The 16,372-nt window shown below is 70.8% G+C and carries 9 protein-coding genes; 3 read left to right on the plus strand and 6 right to left on the minus strand.

Going from position 1 to position 16,372, the window contains the following annotated elements:
- From ACWD10_RS35540 to ACWD10_RS35550, 3 genes are all read left to right on the plus strand, one after another.
- Positions 1-330: ABC transporter ATP-binding protein (locus ACWD10_RS35540; protein WP_451097823.1), on the plus strand; the 330-nt coding region annotated here is incomplete at its 5' end.
- A 117-nt stretch (positions 331-447) separates the two neighbouring features.
- A complete protein-coding gene (locus ACWD10_RS35545) occupies positions 448-2,709 on the plus strand; it encodes a CDP-glycerol glycerophosphotransferase family protein (protein ID WP_451097824.1) in 2,262 nt (753 codons plus the stop codon).
- A complete protein-coding gene (locus tag ACWD10_RS35550; RefSeq protein ID WP_451097825.1) occupies positions 2,706-4,343 on the plus strand; it encodes a glycosyltransferase family 2 protein in 1,638 nt (545 codons plus the stop codon). Before ACWD10_RS35545 ends, ACWD10_RS35550 begins: the two co-directional genes overlap by 4 nt.
- 96 nt (positions 4,344-4,439) lie before the next feature.
- Here ACWD10_RS35550 and ACWD10_RS35555 read toward each other — a convergent pair whose 3' ends face one another.
- The 6 genes from ACWD10_RS35555 to ACWD10_RS35580 all read right to left on the minus strand — a co-directional run bounded on the left by ACWD10_RS35555 (position 4,440) and on the right by ACWD10_RS35580 (position 16,098).
- Positions 4,440-6,686, minus strand: a complete 2,247-nt coding sequence (locus ACWD10_RS35555; protein WP_451097826.1) for a bifunctional glycosyltransferase/CDP-glycerol:glycerophosphate glycerophosphotransferase — start codon at positions 6,684-6,686, stop codon at positions 4,440-4,442.
- 190 nt (positions 6,687-6,876) lie between these two features.
- On the minus strand, positions 6,877-8,433 hold the full coding sequence (locus ACWD10_RS35560) for a hypothetical protein (RefSeq protein ID WP_451097827.1): 1,557 nt from the start codon (positions 8,431-8,433) through the stop codon (positions 6,877-6,879).
- A complete protein-coding gene (locus ACWD10_RS35565; protein ID WP_451097828.1) occupies positions 8,414-8,986 on the minus strand; it encodes a GtrA family protein in 573 nt (190 codons plus the stop codon). Before ACWD10_RS35565 ends, ACWD10_RS35560 begins: the two co-directional genes overlap by 20 nt.
- A gap of 4 nt (positions 8,987-8,990) precedes the next feature.
- Positions 8,991-9,797, minus strand: a complete 807-nt coding sequence (locus ACWD10_RS35570) for a polyprenol monophosphomannose synthase (RefSeq protein WP_451097829.1) — start codon at positions 9,795-9,797, stop codon at positions 8,991-8,993.
- An 11-nt stretch (positions 9,798-9,808) separates the two neighbouring features.
- On the minus strand, positions 9,809-10,891 hold the full coding sequence (locus ACWD10_RS35575) for a sugar phosphate nucleotidyltransferase (RefSeq protein WP_451097830.1): 1,083 nt from the start codon (positions 10,889-10,891) through the stop codon (positions 9,809-9,811).
- 257 nt (positions 10,892-11,148) lie between these two features.
- Positions 11,149-16,098: an NAD-glutamate dehydrogenase gene (locus ACWD10_RS35580; RefSeq protein WP_451097831.1), complete on the minus strand. Its 4,950-nt coding sequence runs from the start codon at positions 16,096-16,098 to the stop codon at positions 11,149-11,151.
- Between the last annotated feature and the right edge of the window lie 274 nt (positions 16,099-16,372).

Genomic DNA, 16,372 nt, shown 5'->3' on the forward strand with positions numbered 1-16,372 from the left:
GAGAAGGGCGACTTCATCACGCTGCCGATGCGCACCTACTCCTCCGGCATGGCCGCCCGGCTCCGCTTCTCCATCGCGGCCGCCAAGGACCACGACGTCCTGATGATCGACGAGGCCCTGGCCACCGGCGACCGCAAGTTCCAGAAGCGCTCCGAGGCCCGCATCCGCGAGCTCCGCAAGGAGGCCGGCACGGTCTTCCTGGTCAGCCACAACAACAAGTCCATCCGCGACACCTGTGACCGCGTCCTGTGGCTGGAGCGCGGCGAGCTCCGTATGGACGGGCCCACGGACGAGGTGCTCAAGGAGTACGAGAAGTTCACCGGCAAGTAGGTAAGAAGTCCCGCAGAAAGGCCCGCGCCTCGAACAACCCAATACGGGTATTTTCCCTCTATCTGTCGGGATACTGGACAGAGTTCAGGGACAGCAGCACAGCGAGGGCGGCGATGTATGGGCCTCACCAGCAAGAAACTCAGCGTGATCGTGACCGGCAGCGCCCTGCGGGGCCATGTACGGGAGTGTCTGGAGAGCCTGGCAGCGCAGCCGGACGCCGCTCTTGAGGTGGTCGTCACCGCGGCCGACGCCGTCGTCCAGGAGGCGGCCGAGGAGTACGCCGCCCGCGACCCCCGCTTCACGGTCCTGCCCGTCGCCGAGGAGACCGAGGGCACCACGCCCGCCGCCGCCCGCCGCGCCGGAGCCGACGCCGCCACCGGCGACCTGCTGCTCTTCCTCGACGCCAAGGACGGTCTCACCCCGGACGCCGTAACGGCCATCGCCCGCCGCCTCGATGACCTCACCACCCCACCTGACGTGCTGGTCACCGACCACGTCCGCAACCACTGGTGGGACCCGGCCCGCCCCAGCGACGAGACCGTGCTGCTCGCCAAGGCCGGGCACGGCACCACCGCCCCCGCCGACCTGCCCGAACTCCTCGACCTGGCCCCGCTGCTCGGCACCCGCGTGCTCTGCGCGGACTTCTACGCCGCGCACGCCGACCTCCTCACCACGGGCGACGCGCGCGCCACCGCGTACGCCGCACTGCTCCTGGCCGACCGCGTGGCCTGCCTGGACCGGCCGGTCCTGGCCGAGCGGCGGCTGCGCTCGGCGAGCCTGCCGCCGCCCACCACCGAGGAGCACTTCGCGGTCTTCGAGGAGTACGCCTGGCTCCAGGAGCTCGCCCACGCGCACGCCCTGCCCCGACGGCTGCGCACCGCGCTGTACGAGCGGATGGTCGACGACTATCTGCGGGTCATCGCCCGCCCCGCCGACCGGTCCGGCGGGCTGCCCGCCCACCTCGCACCCGAGTACTTCCACCGCGCCTCCACGCACGCGCGCCGCTACCGCCCCGACGGCTGGACCCGGCCCGGCGGACTCGACGGCGTACGCCACGCGCTCCTGGAACACGACCAGTTCGGCCGCTACAAGGCACTCCAGGCCGGCAACGCCCGCCGCCGCGCCCTGAGATCCACGGTCGCCGCCAAGAAGCGCAAGGTCACCGCCAAGGTCCGCGACCACCGCTACCGCAAGGAGCTGTCCCGCCCGCTCGACGACCACCTCGCCGTGTTCTCCGCCTACTGGGACCGCGGCGTCACCTGCAACCCGGCCGCCATCGCGGCCACCCTCGCCGAACTCGCCCCGCAGATCCACCAGGTGTGGGTGGTCGCCGCCGACCGCGTGCCGCTGCTCCCGCCCGGCACCGACCACGTGGTGCCCGGCAGCCGCCGCTACTGGGAGGTGATGGCCCGCGCGAAGTACCTGGTCAACAACGTCAACTTCGCCAACGCCGTGGTCAAGCGCCCCGGCTCCGTACACCTCCAGACCCACCACGGCACCCCGCTCAAGCGGATGGGCCTGGACCAGCGCGAGTACCCGGCGGCCGCCAAGGGCCTCAACTTCCGCGCCCTGCTCGCCCGGGTCGACAAGTGGGACTACAGCGTCTCGGCCAACGACCACTCCACCCGGATGTGGGAGGGCGCCTACCCCTCCCACTACGTCTCGCTCGACTACGGCTATCCGCGCAACGACGTCTTCTACCGGGCCACCGCCGAGGACGTCCGCGCCGCCCGCGCCCGCCTCGGCATCGCCCCCGGCCGCACCGCGATCCTCTACGCCCCCACGCACCGCGACTACGAGGCGGGCTGGACCCCGCGCCTCGACCTGGCCCGCCTGAGCGAGGACCTCGGCGACGACTTCGTCCTCCTGGTCCGCGGCCACTACTTCTACGGCGGCGCGGGCTCCCCGCTCCCCCGGCTGCGCAAGAGCGGCCACGTCCTGGACGTATCGACGTACGACCCGGTCGAGGAGCTCTGCCTGGCCGCGGACGCGCTCGTCACGGACTACTCGTCGATCATGTTCGACTACGCCAATCTGGACCGGCCCATCGTGTCGTACGCCGACGACTGGGAGATGTACGCCAAGACCCGCGGCGTCTACTTCGACCTGCTCGCCGAACCGCCCGGCCAGGTGGCCCGCGACCAGGCTCGGCTGACCGAACTCTTCACCTCCGGCGCATGGCGCGACGAGGCGTCCGCGAAGCTGCGCGGCGCGTTCCGCCGCCGCTTCTGCCAGTACGACGACGGACACGCCGCCGAGCGCGTCGTACGCCGCGTCTTCCTCGGCGAGAGCGCGGAAGCCGTGGCCCGAGCCCTGCCGATCGTCCCCGTCGAGGACCGCACCCCCGCCCCTACCCCGGAAGAGGCAGCCCGCCGATGACCGCGCCCGTGTCCCCTGATGTCACCGTCACGGTGATCGTCTACAACGACGCCGCCCGGCTCCCCCGAGCGGTCGCGTCCCTGGTGGCCCAGACGCACCACAACATCGAAATCATCATCAGCGACGACCACTCCACGGACCACACCCCCGAGGTGGCCCGAGCGCTGGCGGCCGAGGACGACCGCATCACCTATCTGAGGCTCCCGGAGAACTCCGGCGGCTGTAGCGCCCCGCGCAACCACGCGATGGACGTGGCCCGCGCCCCGTACCTGATGTTCCTGGACAGCGACGACGAACTGCCGCCAAGGGCCTGCGAGTTGCTGCTCTCGGCCCACCGGGATCAGGACATCGACTTCGCCATGGGCCAGGTGGAACGGGTCCGCGTCGACACCGGCAGACGCTCCACCTGGATGCCGCACCTGGTCGACGAGGCCCGCACGGTGCGCGGCATCGAGGACGACCCACGGCTGCTCTTCGAGCACCTGTCGACCAGCAAGATGTACGCCCGGTCCTTCCTCGACCGGCACGCGCTGCGCTTCCCCGAGGGCATCCACTACGAGGACCAGCTGTTCTCGGCCCAGGCGTACTGCCTGGCACGGGCCTTCACGATCGTCCCGGAGCCGGTCTACCGCTGGTACATCGAGCCGTTCGCGGAGGCGGGCGCGGCCTCCATCTCCAACCAGCGCCACAAGATCAGCAACGTCCGTGACCGTATCCACGTGCAGCACCTGATCGACGCCTTCTTGGCGGAGAGCGGCCACGCGGCGATCAAGGAGGACAAGGACCACAAATTCCTCAAGCACGACTTCCGGATGTACGCGGGTGACGTGCCGTACCGCGACGAGGAGTGGCTGGCGGAATTCGCCGACACGGTGAACCCGTACCTGGCGGAGCTCGCACCAGGCGCCTACGCCCGCCTCCCCCGCGACGAGCGAGTCCTGTTGCGGCTGTTGCGCGACGGCCGTCTGGCGGACGCCAAGGTCGCCGCGCGCGGCCTGGGGCACGGGGTGGCACCCCGGGAGACGACCACGGATGCGGAGGGCCGCGTGTACTGGGGCGACAGGCTCCCGGACTCCTTGGAAGCCCGCCGCGAACTCGACCTGACGGACGAGGCATTGGACACCCGCCCGTTCGCGAGCGCCCTCTTCCGGCACGAGATCACGCGCCTTGCGAAGGGCCCCGGGGCGACGGTCGACCTGTGGGTACGCACGTACGACCCGGGCCTTCAGCTGCCGGTGGGCCCGCACATCGCCGCCGTCCACGTGGCCCCGGCGGGCCGCCGCCTGACGGAAAAGTTCCGCCTGGACCCGGTGCGCCCCGGGGTCTTCGAGGGGAGGGTCCGCCTGGACCTGGCAGCGGCCCCGCTCCCGGTACGCGGCTTCTCGGGGGTGCGCCACCCGGTCCTGGAACTCCAGGACCCCACCCGCCGCCCCAACACAGGCATCCTCCTGGCCTCCCTGACCTTCCCACCCCTGACAGCCGAGATCCGCTATCGGACGGTGTCCCCGCACCGGGTCACGATCGAGCCTGAGGGCCACAACTCGGGGCGTTTGCAGGTGCGGTGGGAGCCGGTGGGGACTCTGGGTACGGTGATCCGGCCGCTGGCGGGGCGGGTGCGGGCGGCGCTGAGGTAGGGCGCGTCCGGCGGGGTCTTTTCCCCTACCCCGCCCCTTCCCGTAACTGGGGGCGCTGCCCCCAGACCCCCGTCATCGCGCTGAACGCGCTCGTCCTCAAACGCCGGACGGGCTATGGGTAGCCGCCGCAGGCAACGGCGCCGGAGTCCGCTCACCCAGCGGCAGCGGCACAGGCCGGGCGTCCTGCCCGAGGAAGACCCGCCGCACCACCCGCTCCGCCGCGAACCCGTCGTCGTACTGACAGAACCGCTCCCGGAAGGCCGCCCGCAGCGCGGCAGCAGCCTCCCCCCGCCAACGCCCGCTCCGGAACGCCTCGATGAGCTCGTCCTCGGTCGTCGCGACGACCCCCGGCGTATCCCCCGGCCGCCCCGACAGCAGGTCGAACGTCACGCCCCGGGACTTCACGTACACGTCCCAGTCGTCGGCGTACGTGACGATCGGCCGGTCAAGGTTGGCGTAGTCGAACATGATCGACGAGTAGTCCGTGATCAGCGCGTCTGCCGCCAGGCAGAGATCCTCGACCACCGGGTACTTCGATACGTCGATGAGCGCCCCCTCATCCGCGAGCCGCCGCAACTGCGGGTCCTGCCCGTAGAAGTAGTGGGTGCGCACAAGGAGCACCGTGTCCTCGCCCAGGCCCGCCGCGACCTTCGCCAGATCCATCCGCGGGACGAAACCGGCCTGGTAGTCGCGGACGGTGGGGGCGTAGAGCACGGCCGTCCGGCCCGGCGCGATGCCGAGCCGCTCGCGTACCGCCGCGACCTCGGCGGCACCGGCACGGTAGAAGACGTCATTGCGCGGATAGCCGGAGTCGACCGACTCGAAGGCGCACGGGTAGACCCGCTCCCAGGTCTCGGCGGAGTGCTGGTTGGACGCGATGCTGAGGTCCCACTTGTCGGCGCGGGCGAGCAGTCGGCGGAAGCTCATGCCCTTGGCGGCGGCCGGGTAGCGCTGCTGGTCGATGCCCATGCGCTTGAGCGGGGTGCCGTGGTGGGTCTGGAGATGGACCTGGCCGGGGCGCTTGACGAACGTATCGGGGAAGTTGACGTTGTTGACCAGGTACTTGGCGCGGGCCATGACCTCCCAGTAGCGGGGCGAGTTCACGACCACGTGGTCGATGCCCGCGGGCACCTGGTCGGCCAGGTCCTTGCGCACCACCCAGACGCCGTGGACGTCGGGGGCCAGTTCCTTGGCCTTCTCGTAGATGGCGAGCGGATTGCAGCTGGGCAGCCGGAACCAGTAGGCGCCGTACACCGCGAGCTTCTCGTCGAGGGGCCGCCTGCGGTGCATCCGGTAGTACGCGGAGAAGGCCCGCTTGCCCGTCCTGACCTTGGTCTTCCTGAGCTTGACCCGGCCCTTGGACCGGGCCTGCCCGGCGAGTTGGAGGGCCTGGAAGGCCGGGTAGGAACCGCGGCCGATGGCCTTGAACTTGACGCCGAGCGTGCCCTCGGGCGGCACGAAACCGTCCGGCGCATAGCGCTGGTACAGCGCCGCCGAGCGACGGTAGAACTCGCGCCGGTCCGCGGGCACGACACGGTCCGCCCGCTCCAGGGTGAAGACGAAGTGGCTGACCATCCGCTCGAAGAGCACCGGGCGCACCGGGTCCAGGTCCTGGCGGGCGTCCAGGAAGTCGAAGAGCCGCTGGTACTGCTCGAAGATGGTGAAGTGCTTGCGGCCGGGCGTCTTCATCGAGTTGCCCTGGCGCCGCTGGCGGTACTCGACGCACACGTGGTCCAGGCAGCCGACGCGCTCGGCCGAGAGCATCGACGTATAGACCATGAGAGCGTCCTCGTAGAGCCCGTCGGTGTAGACGAAGCCGTTGCCGACGAAGAAGTCCCGCCTGAAGGCCCGGTTCCAGACCACCGCGAACAGGTCGACCAGGTACTCGGGGCGGTCCAGGGGGCGGAACACCTCGTCGCCCGCATCGGCGAGCAGCTCGCCGACGGCGCTCGGCTGCCGCTTGTTCCACCAGTACGTCCGCACGTGGTTGAAGAGCAGGATCTCCGGGTCGTCCAGGCGGTCGAGGCGCTCGGCCAGGGCCGAGAGGGCGCCGGGGGTCAGGGTGTCGTCGCTGTCGAGGAACAGCAGATAGTCGCCGCGCGCCTTCTCGACGCCGGTGTTGCGGGCCTGCCCGATGCCGCCGTTCCGCTCACGGTGCACGGCGACGACCCGGTCGTCCCGCGCCGCGTACTCGTCGACGATCGCGCCGCAGGCATCCGGCGAACAGTCGTCCACCGCGATCAGCTCGAAGTCCGTGTACGACTGGCCGAGCACCGAGTCCAGGCACTCACGCAGGTACCCCTGCACCTTGTACACGGGCACGACGACGCTGAACCTGGGCATAAGCAGGAGACTCCTGGCGGCATATCGGACTATCGGCCGATCCCACGCTACGTAGGGCGTACGTAACGCCCGGCGGCCAAAGGTCCCGATACGGAAGGACCAAGGTCACATAACCGTGCGCCGGTTCGCCCGGCGCTCGGCCCACCACGGTTCGCAGCGGCCCCCACGGTTCGCAGCCGTTCGCAGCCGTTCAGCCCACCACTTCGTACAGGACCTGACCCCCCGGCCCCGAAGTCACCTTCCGCAGCGCCGGATCGTCCGCCGCCAACCCCCCGTCCCCGGGCCGCTGCACGACCCACCGCGCGCGGTACCGGTGCAGCGCCGCGAGCCGGTCGGCCCGGCTGCTGTCCGGCGCGAAGTAGCGGTCGACCGTGGCCAGGCGTTCCCGCTGGTCCGGCAGGAAGAAGTCGGGGTAGCCCGGGGCCACGGTGTAGGGGCCGTACGCCGGGATCTGGCGGGCGCCCTGGCCCCGGGCCATGACCGTGTCGCCGTATCCGACCCAGGGCGTGAGCCACTGGTAACCCGCCCACGGGGCACGGGACTTGGCGTGCACCGCAGGCGGCAGGGCGTCCTCGCGTACGACGTAACCGAGCGTCCCGGACTGGGCCCACGCCCCGGCGAGCAGCGCCGCCCCGACGACCGCCGCGAAGACGTTGCGGACCAGGCGCGTCCCGCCGGACACCGCCGCGAGCGCGGCCGCCAGTTGGGCCGGGATCACCGCGGCGGGCAGCGCCCGGCCCCACGACCAGTGGCCGGTGACCGCCCCGGCCGCGACCGTCACGGCGCCGAGCAGAAAGAACAGCACCAGCGGGTCTCGCCGGTCGCGGCGCCAGCGCAGCGCGAGGGCCACGACGCCGATGAGCGCGAAGCCCAAGTGCGGCAGCAGGTTCCGGTACAGGGAGCGGTGGATGTCCTCCAGGCCGCCGATGCCGAAGAGATCGAAGAACTCGTAGTACGGCCAGGCCGCGAGCAGCGCGAGGCCCACCACCAGACCGCCGGCGAGCCGCAGCCAGGTCGCACGGTCCGGCCAGGGTCGCGCACCAAGCAGCACGCCCAGGGCACCGAACGTGGCGACGACGCCGGAGAACTGATGGCTGAGCAGCACCACCGCCCACATCAGGCCGAGCCCCAGGAACGCGCTCCAACTTCCCCGGCCGCGCAGGGACTTCGTCAGGAGCGCCCAGAAGTGGAAGGAGAGCGCCAGGGCGAACGTGCTCGGGTACGCCAGCGTCAGGGCCAGCGAGCCGAGCCCGATGAGGCCGCTCCAGGCGAACACCACCGGGCCCCACAGGAACAGCAGACACAGCAGCGCCAGCGGCACGGCCGCCCGCCGCCGCGTGAACGTACGGACGAAGTGCCGGACGCCGGTGCCGAGCAGCGCGAGTGAGACCAGGGCCCCGACGCGTAGAACCGTGAAGGTGCCCAGGCCCGTCGCCTTGGCGAACAGGGCGAGCAGCACCATCCACGGCGAGTAGTACGGGCTGTCGGTGTCCGCCGCGACCATCGGGTTGCCCGGGTCGGTCACGTCGGCGCGCAGCCGCTGGAGCGTGGCGGCGTGCACCCCCAGGTCGCCGACCCACGGCAGGCGTACCACCAGGAGGAGCAGGAGAGCGCCGAGGAGGACCAGCGCGGTGCGCAGTAAGGCCCGTGCGGGGGCGGAGTCGGCGGCGGGCGGCAGCGGCGTGGCCGCGCGGGTCCGGTCGGACGGCCCGAGGGTGGGGCGCCGCTCAGTTCCGGTGGTGGTCATGCTGGAACACCCATGTTCGGTACACCAGGAAGCGGAAGGCCGAGGCGAGCACGATGGAGAGCGCCTTGGCGAGGTTGGAGCCGAGCGGTCCGGACATGTTGAGTCCGTGGTACGCGACGTAGAACAGGCCGCTCTCCACGGCCACGCCGAGCCCGCTGAAGACGAAGAACAGCACGATCTGCCGCCGGGTGCGCGCGGAGCGGTCCCGGTAGGCGAAGAAGCGGAAGCCCAGGTAGTTGGTGCATATGGCTATGCAGCTGGCCAGGATCGTGGAGGTCATGGGATCCCGGCCCAGGCCGTGCAGAAGCAGGTTGAAGACGACGAAGTTGACGCCTACGCCGCTGCCGCCGACGATCCCGAACTTCACGATCTCCTTGGCGAGGCGGCGGATCCGGGCCAGGCCGGTCTCCGGTGCCGCCGGACGGGGAGGCGCCGGACGGGGAGGCGCCGGGCGGGGAGGCGCCGGGGGTGGCGCGGGCGCCGGGATCGTGGGGGTTCCCGGGGTGCTCGCGGGGCCGGGGATCGGGGGGTCGTGCAGGCCGGTCGTACTCATGGGCTCACTTCCTGCGGCGGCTGCGCGCACGCAGTTTGAAGGGCATGGTCACGGACTCCAGCTGCACGGCGAGGTCCATCTTCGACTCGCCGACGGTGCGGTCCTCGAAGTGGATCGGCACCTCGACGGCGGGGAAGCCGCGGCACAGCGCCGCGTACTTCATCTCGACCTGGAAGCTGTAGCCCGCGCTGCCGACCGAGGCCAGGTCGATGGCGCGCAGCGCGTCCGCCCGCCAGAGGTTGAAGCCACCGGTGATGTCGCGGATCCGGGTGCCGAGTACGGTGCCCGCGTACGCGTTGGCCCAGCGGGAGAGCAGCTTGCGGTGCAGGCCCCAGGCGTCGGAGAGGCTGCCACCGGAGACATAACGGCTGCCGACGACCACGCCCGCGCCGGTGGCGAGGGCGACGCCGAGCAGTTCGGGGACCTTGTCGACGGGGTGGCTGCCGTCGGCGTCCATCTGCAGCACGTACTGGGCGCCCTCGCTGATCGCCTGGCTCATTCCGGCGGCGTAGGCGCGGCCGAGGCCGTTCTTCTCGGTGCGGTGCAGGACGCTCATGCGGGGCCGGGCGCCCGCATCGGCGCCCTTGTCGTACCGGGCGGCGAGGGATTCGGCGAGGTCGCCGGTGCCGTCGGGGCTGGAGTCGTCGACGACGAGCAGGCTCAGGCCCGGCAGCGGCAGCTCCATCAGGGCCTCGGCCATGCCGGGCAGATTGCCCGCCTCGTTGTACGTCGGCATGACGACGGTGAGCGGGGTGTCGGCCCAGGCGGCGGGGAGCTGCCGCGGGCTGCTTTCGGTGTCCTTGAGGTTCATCCGGCGTCCGTTCAGAGGTCCGGCGAGAAGCGGAGCGTGGCGTCGGGCAGCACGGCCTCGCACCACACCCGGGCTCCCGCCCCGAGTTCGTTGTCCGCCCCCACGTGCGCCCCGTCCCCGATGACCGCACCCCGCAGATGGGTGCGCGGGCCGACCCCGGCACCGGCGCCGATCAGGCTCGCGTGGACGTGCGCATCGGCTCCGACCTCCGCCCCGTCGAGCACCATCGAGCCCAGCACCACGGCGCCCGGCCCGATCCGGGCGCCCGCGCCGACGACGGTGCCCTGCGCGAGCTTCGCGCCCTCCGCGACCTCGGCGCCGGGCAGCACCAGGGCCTCGCCGCGGCGTCCGGGGACGGCGGGCGAGTGGACGACACCGCGCACCAGGTCGGCCGAGGCCTGCACCAGGGCCTCGGGACGGCCGAGGTCCAGCCAGTACGTCTGCTCGACCTTGCCGTGCAGATGGGCACCGGAATCGAGCAGTCCGGGAAAGGTCTCGCGCTCCACGGAGACCGGCCGCCCGGCCGGGATGGTGTCGATGACCGAGCGCCGGAAGACGTAACACCCGGCGTTGATCTGGTCGGTGACGATCTCCTCGGGCGTCTGCGGCTTCTCCGTGAAGGCGGTGACGCGGCCCGTCGCGTCGGTCGGCACCAGGCCGAAGGCGCGCGGGTCGTCGGCCCGGGCGAGGTGCAGCGTGACATCGGCGTCGACGGTGCGGTGGGTGTCGACCAGGCCGCGGATGTCGAGCCCGGTGAGGATGTCGCCGTTGAAGACCAGGACCGGCTCGTCGGGCTCGCAGGTCAGCCGCTCCGCGGCGTTGCGGATCGCGCCGCCGGTGCCGAGCGGCTCGTCCTCGACGACGTACTCCAGGCGCACCCCATAGGCGGCGCCGTCACCGAAGTACGGCTCGAAGACCTCGGCCAGATAGCAGGTGGCCATGACGATGTGGTCGACCCCGGCCGCGCGGGCGCGGGCGATCTGGTGGGCGAGGAAGGGGACCCCGGCGGTGGGGACCATCGGCTTGGGGGTGTTCACCGTGACCGGCCGCAGCCGGGTGCCCTGGCCGCCGACCAGCAGGATCGCTTCCGTCATGCACTCTTCCCCGTCTTTCCCACACGCGTAGCTTCCGGACGATAGCTTTCGGACGATCAGCCACACTTTAGATTAAATGCCCGCTTTCGCCAGGAAGAGCAAAGTTCGGGCAATCTCTGGCAGAGCACAGCAAAGCGCTCCGGCCGTGAAGACGGCCGGAGCGCTGGTGCGGTTGCCTGGGTCGGTGCTATCCGGGTTCCGGTGCTCTCCGGGTTCCCGGCGCTCTCCGGGTTTCCGGTGCTATCCGGGGTGCTGGCTCACCCGTGGGTGCGCAGCAGCGTCCGCATCGTCCGCATCGCCACCGACAGGTTCGCCAGGTCGAAGGCCTCGGAGCCGCGGATCTCGTCCAGGGTCGTCTTCGCCCGGGTCAGGACCGACGCGTTCTTCTCCTCCCACGCCTTGAACCGCTGCTCGGGCGTCGACGCGCCGTCGCCCGCCGCGAGGACGTCCCCGGTGAGCGCCGCGTGCGCCGCGTACAGGTCCTCGCGGATCGCCGCGCGGGCCATGGACTGCCAGCGGTCGGTGCGGGGCAGCGCGCTGATCCGGTCCATCAGCTGCGTGATGGAGAGCCGGTCGGCCAGGTCGAAGTAGACCTCCGCGACCTCGAGCGGCGTCTTCTGCATCCGGTCCGCGATCAGGACGATGTCCAGGGCCGGGAACGCCGAGGAGAACCCGGCGACCCGCTGCGCGAGCTCCTCCGGGACCCCGGCATCGGTCAGCTCCTGGTGGATCCTCTCGTACCACTCCAGGTCGGCGCCACGGACCAGCTTCGGCAGCTCGGCCCAGACCTGCGCCACGCCCTCGCCGAAGAACCCGACGGTCTCGGCGAGGTCGATCGGCTGCGGCCGGTTGTTGAGCAGCCAGCGGGTGCCGCGCTCCACCAGGCGCCGGGAGTGCAGCCGGATCCGGGTCTGCACATCGGCGGCCACGACATTGTCGAGGGCCTCGACCGCATCCCAGACCTCGTTGAGTCCGAAGATCGCGCGGGCCGCGGTGTGGGCGCGTACGACCTCTTCGAGGGAGCCGCCGGTCTCCTCCCGCATCCGGTGCAGGAAGCTCGTGCCACCGCTGTTCACCGTGTCGTTGACCAGGACCGTCGTGACGATCTCGCGGCGCAGCGCGTGCGACTCGATCTGGTCCCGGAACTGCTCGCGCAGCGCGGTCGGGAAGTACGCGTACAGCAGGTTCTGCAGGTACGGGTCGTCGGGCATGCCGGTCTTCACCAGCTCCTCGGCAACCGTGATCTTCGTGTACGCGAGCAGCACGGCCGTCTCCGGCTGGGTGAGCCCGAGCCCGCTGTTCAGGCGCTCGCGGATCTGCCGCTCGGAGGGCAGGAACTCCAGGGCCCGGTCGAGGCTGCCCTCGCGGACCAGGGAGCGCATGAACCGCTGCTGGGCGTGGAGCATGCTCGGCGACTGGGCGAGCGCGTTGGCCAGGGCCGTGTTCTGCGCGTAGTTGTTGCGCAGTACGAGCGCGCCGACCTCGTCGGTCATCTCGGCGAGCAGCTTGTTGCGCTGCTTGACGGTCATATCGCCGTTGGCGACCACCGCGTTCAGCAGGATCTTGATGTTCACCTCGTGGTCGGAGGTGTCCACGCCCGCGCTGTTGTCGATCGCGTCGGTGTTGACCCGGCCTCCGGTGCGGGCGAACTCGATCCGGCCCAGCTGGGTCAGGCCCAGGTTGCCGCCCTCGCCGACGACCTTGACCCGCAGGTCGGCGCCGTCCACGCGGATCGCGTCGTTCGCCTTGTCACCGACGTCGGCGTCCGACTCGATGCGCGACTTCACGTACGTCCCGATGCCGCCGTTCCACAGCAGGTCCACCGGCGCCGTGAGGATGGCCCGCATCAGCTCGGCCGGGGTCATCTTGGCGACGCCCGGCTCGATCCCGAGCGCCTCGCGGATGTGCGCGTTCAGCTTGATCGACTTGGCGCTGCGCGGGAAGATCCCGCCGCCGGTGGAGAGCAGCTGCTTGTCGTAGTCGCCCCAGGACGAGCGGGGCAGCTCGAACAGGCGGCGCCGCTCCGCGTACGAGACGGCCGCGTCCGGCTTCGGGTCGATGAAGATGTGCCGGTGGTCGAAGGCCGCGACCAGGCGGATGTGCTCGGAGAGCAGCATGCCGTTGCCGAACACGTCGCCGGACATGTCGCCGACGCCGACGACCGTGAAGTCCTGGGTCTGCGTGTCGTGCCCGAGCTCGCGGAAGTGCCGCTTCACCGACTCCCAGGCGCCGCGGGCGGTGATGCCCATGCCCTTGTGGTCGTAGCCCGCCGAACCACCGGAGGCGAACGCGTCGCCGAGCCAGAAGTCGTACGCCTGGGCGACCTCGTTGGCGATGTCCGAGAACGTCGCCGTGCCCTTGTCGGCCGCGACCACCAGGTAGGTGTCGTCCTCGTCGTGGCGCACCACGCCCTTGGGCGGCACGACCTCGCCCGCCACCATGTTGTCGGTGATGTCGAGCAGCGCCGAGATGAAGGTCTTGTACGCGGCGATGCCCTCGGCCAGCCAGGCGTCCCGGTCCTTGGCAGGGTCGGGCAGCTGCTTGGCGACGAAGCCGCCCTTCGCGCCGACCGGGACGATCACGGTGTTCTTCACCATCTGCGCCTTGACCAGGCCGAGGATCTCCGTACGGAAGTCCTCCTTCCGGTCCGACCAGCGCAGACCGCCGCGCGCGACCTTGCCGAAGCGCAGGTGCACGCCCTCGACGCGGGGCGAGTACACCCAGATCTCGTAGGCGGGCCGGGGCTCCGGCAGGTCCGGGATGGCCTGCGGGTCCAGCTTCATGGAGACGTACGCGTGCGGCTCGTCGCCGTTCGCCTTCTGGAAGAAGTTGGTGCGCAGCGTGGCCTTGATGACGGTCAGGAAGGACCGCAGGATCCGGTCCTCGTCCAGGCTCGCCACCTCGTCGAGCGCGCCGTCCAGCTCCTCGAGGAGCCCGTCGATCAGCTCGGTCCCGGCCCGCTGGCGGTCCGGGGACATGCGGGCCTCGAAGAGCGAGACGAGCAGCCGGGTGGTGTGGACGTTGTTGAGGAGCGTGGACTCCATGTAGTCCTGGCTGAACTTCGAGCCGGCCTGCCGCAGGTACTTGGCGTACGCGCGCAGGACCATGGCCTGCCGCCAGTTCAGCCCGGCGCCGAGGATCAGGGAGCTGAAGCCGTCGTTCTCGGCCTTGCCGGTCCACACCGCGCTGAACGCCTCCTGGAAGCGGTCGCGGGCGTCGTCGGCCAGGTAGTCGCCGTTGCCGTTGCTCTCCGGCATGCGCAGGCCGAAGTCGTAGATCCAGGCGGTGGTGCCGTCGGAGGCGCGCAGCTCGTACGGCCGCTCGTCGACGACCTCGCAGCCGAGCCGCTGGAGCACCGGCAGGACCGCGGAGAGCGAGACCATCGCGCCCTCGCGGTAGATCTTGAAGCGGCGCTCGCGGGGTCCGGCGCCCACCGGTTCGTACAGGCTGAGCGCGAAGTCCTTGTCCTCGGCGCCGAGGGCCTCCAGGTGGACCAGGTCGGCGACGGCGGAGCGCGGCGTGTGGTCGGCCTTGTAGCCCTCGGGGAAGGCGCTGCCGTAGCGGCGAAGCAGCTCGGCGGCGTGCTCCTCGCCGACCTCGGCGGTCAGCGCCTCGGCGAAGCCGTCGGCCCAGGAGCGGGCGGCCTCGACCAGGCGGGCCTCGATCCGCTCCTTGTCGGCGTCGGAGAGCACCGGCAGCTCGGTGCCCGGCGGGACCCGGACCACGAAGTGCAGCCGGGACAGGATCGACTCGGTGTTCCAGGCGGTGAAGTCGACGTTGGTGCCGCCCAGCTCCTCCTTGAGGATGTCGATCAGGCGGAGCCGTACGGCCGTGGTGTACCGGTCGCGCGGCAGGTAGATCAGCGCCGAGTAGTAGCGCCCGTACTCGTCCTTGCGCAGGTAGAGCCGCAGGCGGCGGCGCTCTTGGAGGTAGAGCACGGAGGTCGAGATGGCTTGCAGCTCGTCGGCCGGGATCTGGAACAGCTCGTCGCGCGGGTACGTCTCGAGGATCTGCAGCAGGTCGCGTCCGTCGTGGCTGTGCGCCGAGAAACCGGCGCCCTTGAGCACCTCGTCGACCTTGCGCCGGATGACCGGTACGCGCCGCACGGACTCGGTGTACGCGGCGCTGGAGAACAGCCCCAGGAACCGCCGCTCGCCGACGACCTTGCCCTTGTCGTCGAACTTCTTCACGCCGACGTAGTCGAGGTAGCTGGGCCGGTGCACGGTGGCCCGGCTGTTCGCCTTGGTCAGGACGAGCAGCTTGTGCTCGCGGGCCTTGGCACGGGCGTCCGCGGGCAGCCGGTTGAAGGACGGGCTGACCGGGTGGGCGTGGGCGTCCTCACCGCTGTGCTTGGGGTCGGCGCGGAGGATGCCGAGGCCGGTGCCGGGGACGGCGCTGAGCGAGTCGTCGTCGTGCAGCTCGTACTCGCGGTAGCCGAGGAAGGTGAAGTGGTCGGCGGCGAGCCAGCGGAGCAGCTCGCGGGCCTCCTCGACCTCGCGTTCGTGCAGGTCCGACGGGCTGGGCTCGTTAGGCAGGTACTCGCCGATGCGCAGCGCGGCGTCGCGCATCTTCTCCCAGTCCTCGACGGCCTCCCGCACGTCGGAGAGGATCCGCAGCAGGTCGTTCGTCATCTGCGTCAGGTCGGCCCGGTCGGTCTCCCGGTCGATCTCCACGTGGATCCAGGACTCGGTGAGCGTGTCGTGCGTGTCCTTGGGCGCACCGTCGGGCAGCGTCTCGATCAGCTTGCCGGTCAGGTCACGGCGTACGACGACCTGCGGGTGGATCACGATGTGGATGCCGCGGCCCTGCCGGGACAGCTCGTTCGTCACGGAGTCCACGAGGAACGGCATGTCGTCGGTGACGACCTCGACCACGGTGTGGCTGCAGGTCCAGCCGTTCTCCTCCACGGTCGGCGTGTGGACCCGGACATTGGCCGTGCCCTGGGGGCGATTCTCGGCCAGGCGGTAGTGCGAGACGGCGGCGCCGAAGACATCGACGGGGTCCCGGTCGGTGAGGTCCTCGGGGGCGGTGTGCCGGTAGTAGCCCTGGAGGAACGTGAGCACGTCGGCTTGGGGGCCCTGGTCCACGCTCCTCGCGTCCCCAGTGGTGGTCCCCGTCGGAAGTTGCCCCCCGACCGGGCTGTTCTCAGCTACCCGGGCGGCCCGTGCGAGCAGCTCGGCCTTTGCTTCGTCCAGCTTGGTCTGCATGTCCTCTGGCTCCTGTCGCGCGCCGTTGCGTGACGTAGAAGAAAGTGTCGTTCCTGCGGAATTGGTTCCTGCGAAGAGTGACGTAACGCCGCGACGCGGGGTCTCCGGTCGGGCTCGACGCTATGCCGTGGCGAGAGAGGGCCGGGGCGTTATTGGCCAACTTGACCGTGCTCGGCCTGGAACCCTCGCGGGTTCCGCCCCGCCTAAGAAGCGCGACAGAGCCTGGCACCCGGGCACTCGACGGCTCCGGGCGGCAGCCGGGGACCGCAGGGTC

Source organism: Streptomyces sp. NPDC002851 (assembly GCF_053591935.1).

Coding starts and splice junctions, on each gene's coding strand:
- ACWD10_RS35545 (WP_451097824.1), top strand. CDS start 448: ATGGGCCTCACCAGCAAGAAACTCAGCGTGATCGTGACCGGCAGCGCC.
- ACWD10_RS35550 (WP_451097825.1), top strand. CDS start 2,706: ATGACCGCGCCCGTGTCCCCTGATGTCACCGTCACGGTGATCGTCTAC.
- ACWD10_RS35555 (WP_451097826.1), bottom strand. CDS start 6,686: ATGCCCAGGTTCAGCGTCGTCGTGCCCGTGTACAAGGTGCAGGGGTAC.
- ACWD10_RS35560 (WP_451097827.1), bottom strand. CDS start 8,433: ATGACCACCACCGGAACTGAGCGGCGCCCCACCCTCGGGCCGTCCGAC.
- ACWD10_RS35565 (WP_451097828.1), bottom strand. CDS start 8,986: ATGAGTACGACCGGCCTGCACGACCCCCCGATCCCCGGCCCCGCGAGC.
- ACWD10_RS35570 (WP_451097829.1), bottom strand. CDS start 9,797: ATGAACCTCAAGGACACCGAAAGCAGCCCGCGGCAGCTCCCCGCCGCC.
- ACWD10_RS35575 (WP_451097830.1), bottom strand. CDS start 10,891: ATGACGGAAGCGATCCTGCTGGTCGGCGGCCAGGGCACCCGGCTGCGG.
- ACWD10_RS35580 (WP_451097831.1), bottom strand. CDS start 16,098: ATGCAGACCAAGCTGGACGAAGCAAAGGCCGAGCTGCTCGCACGGGCC.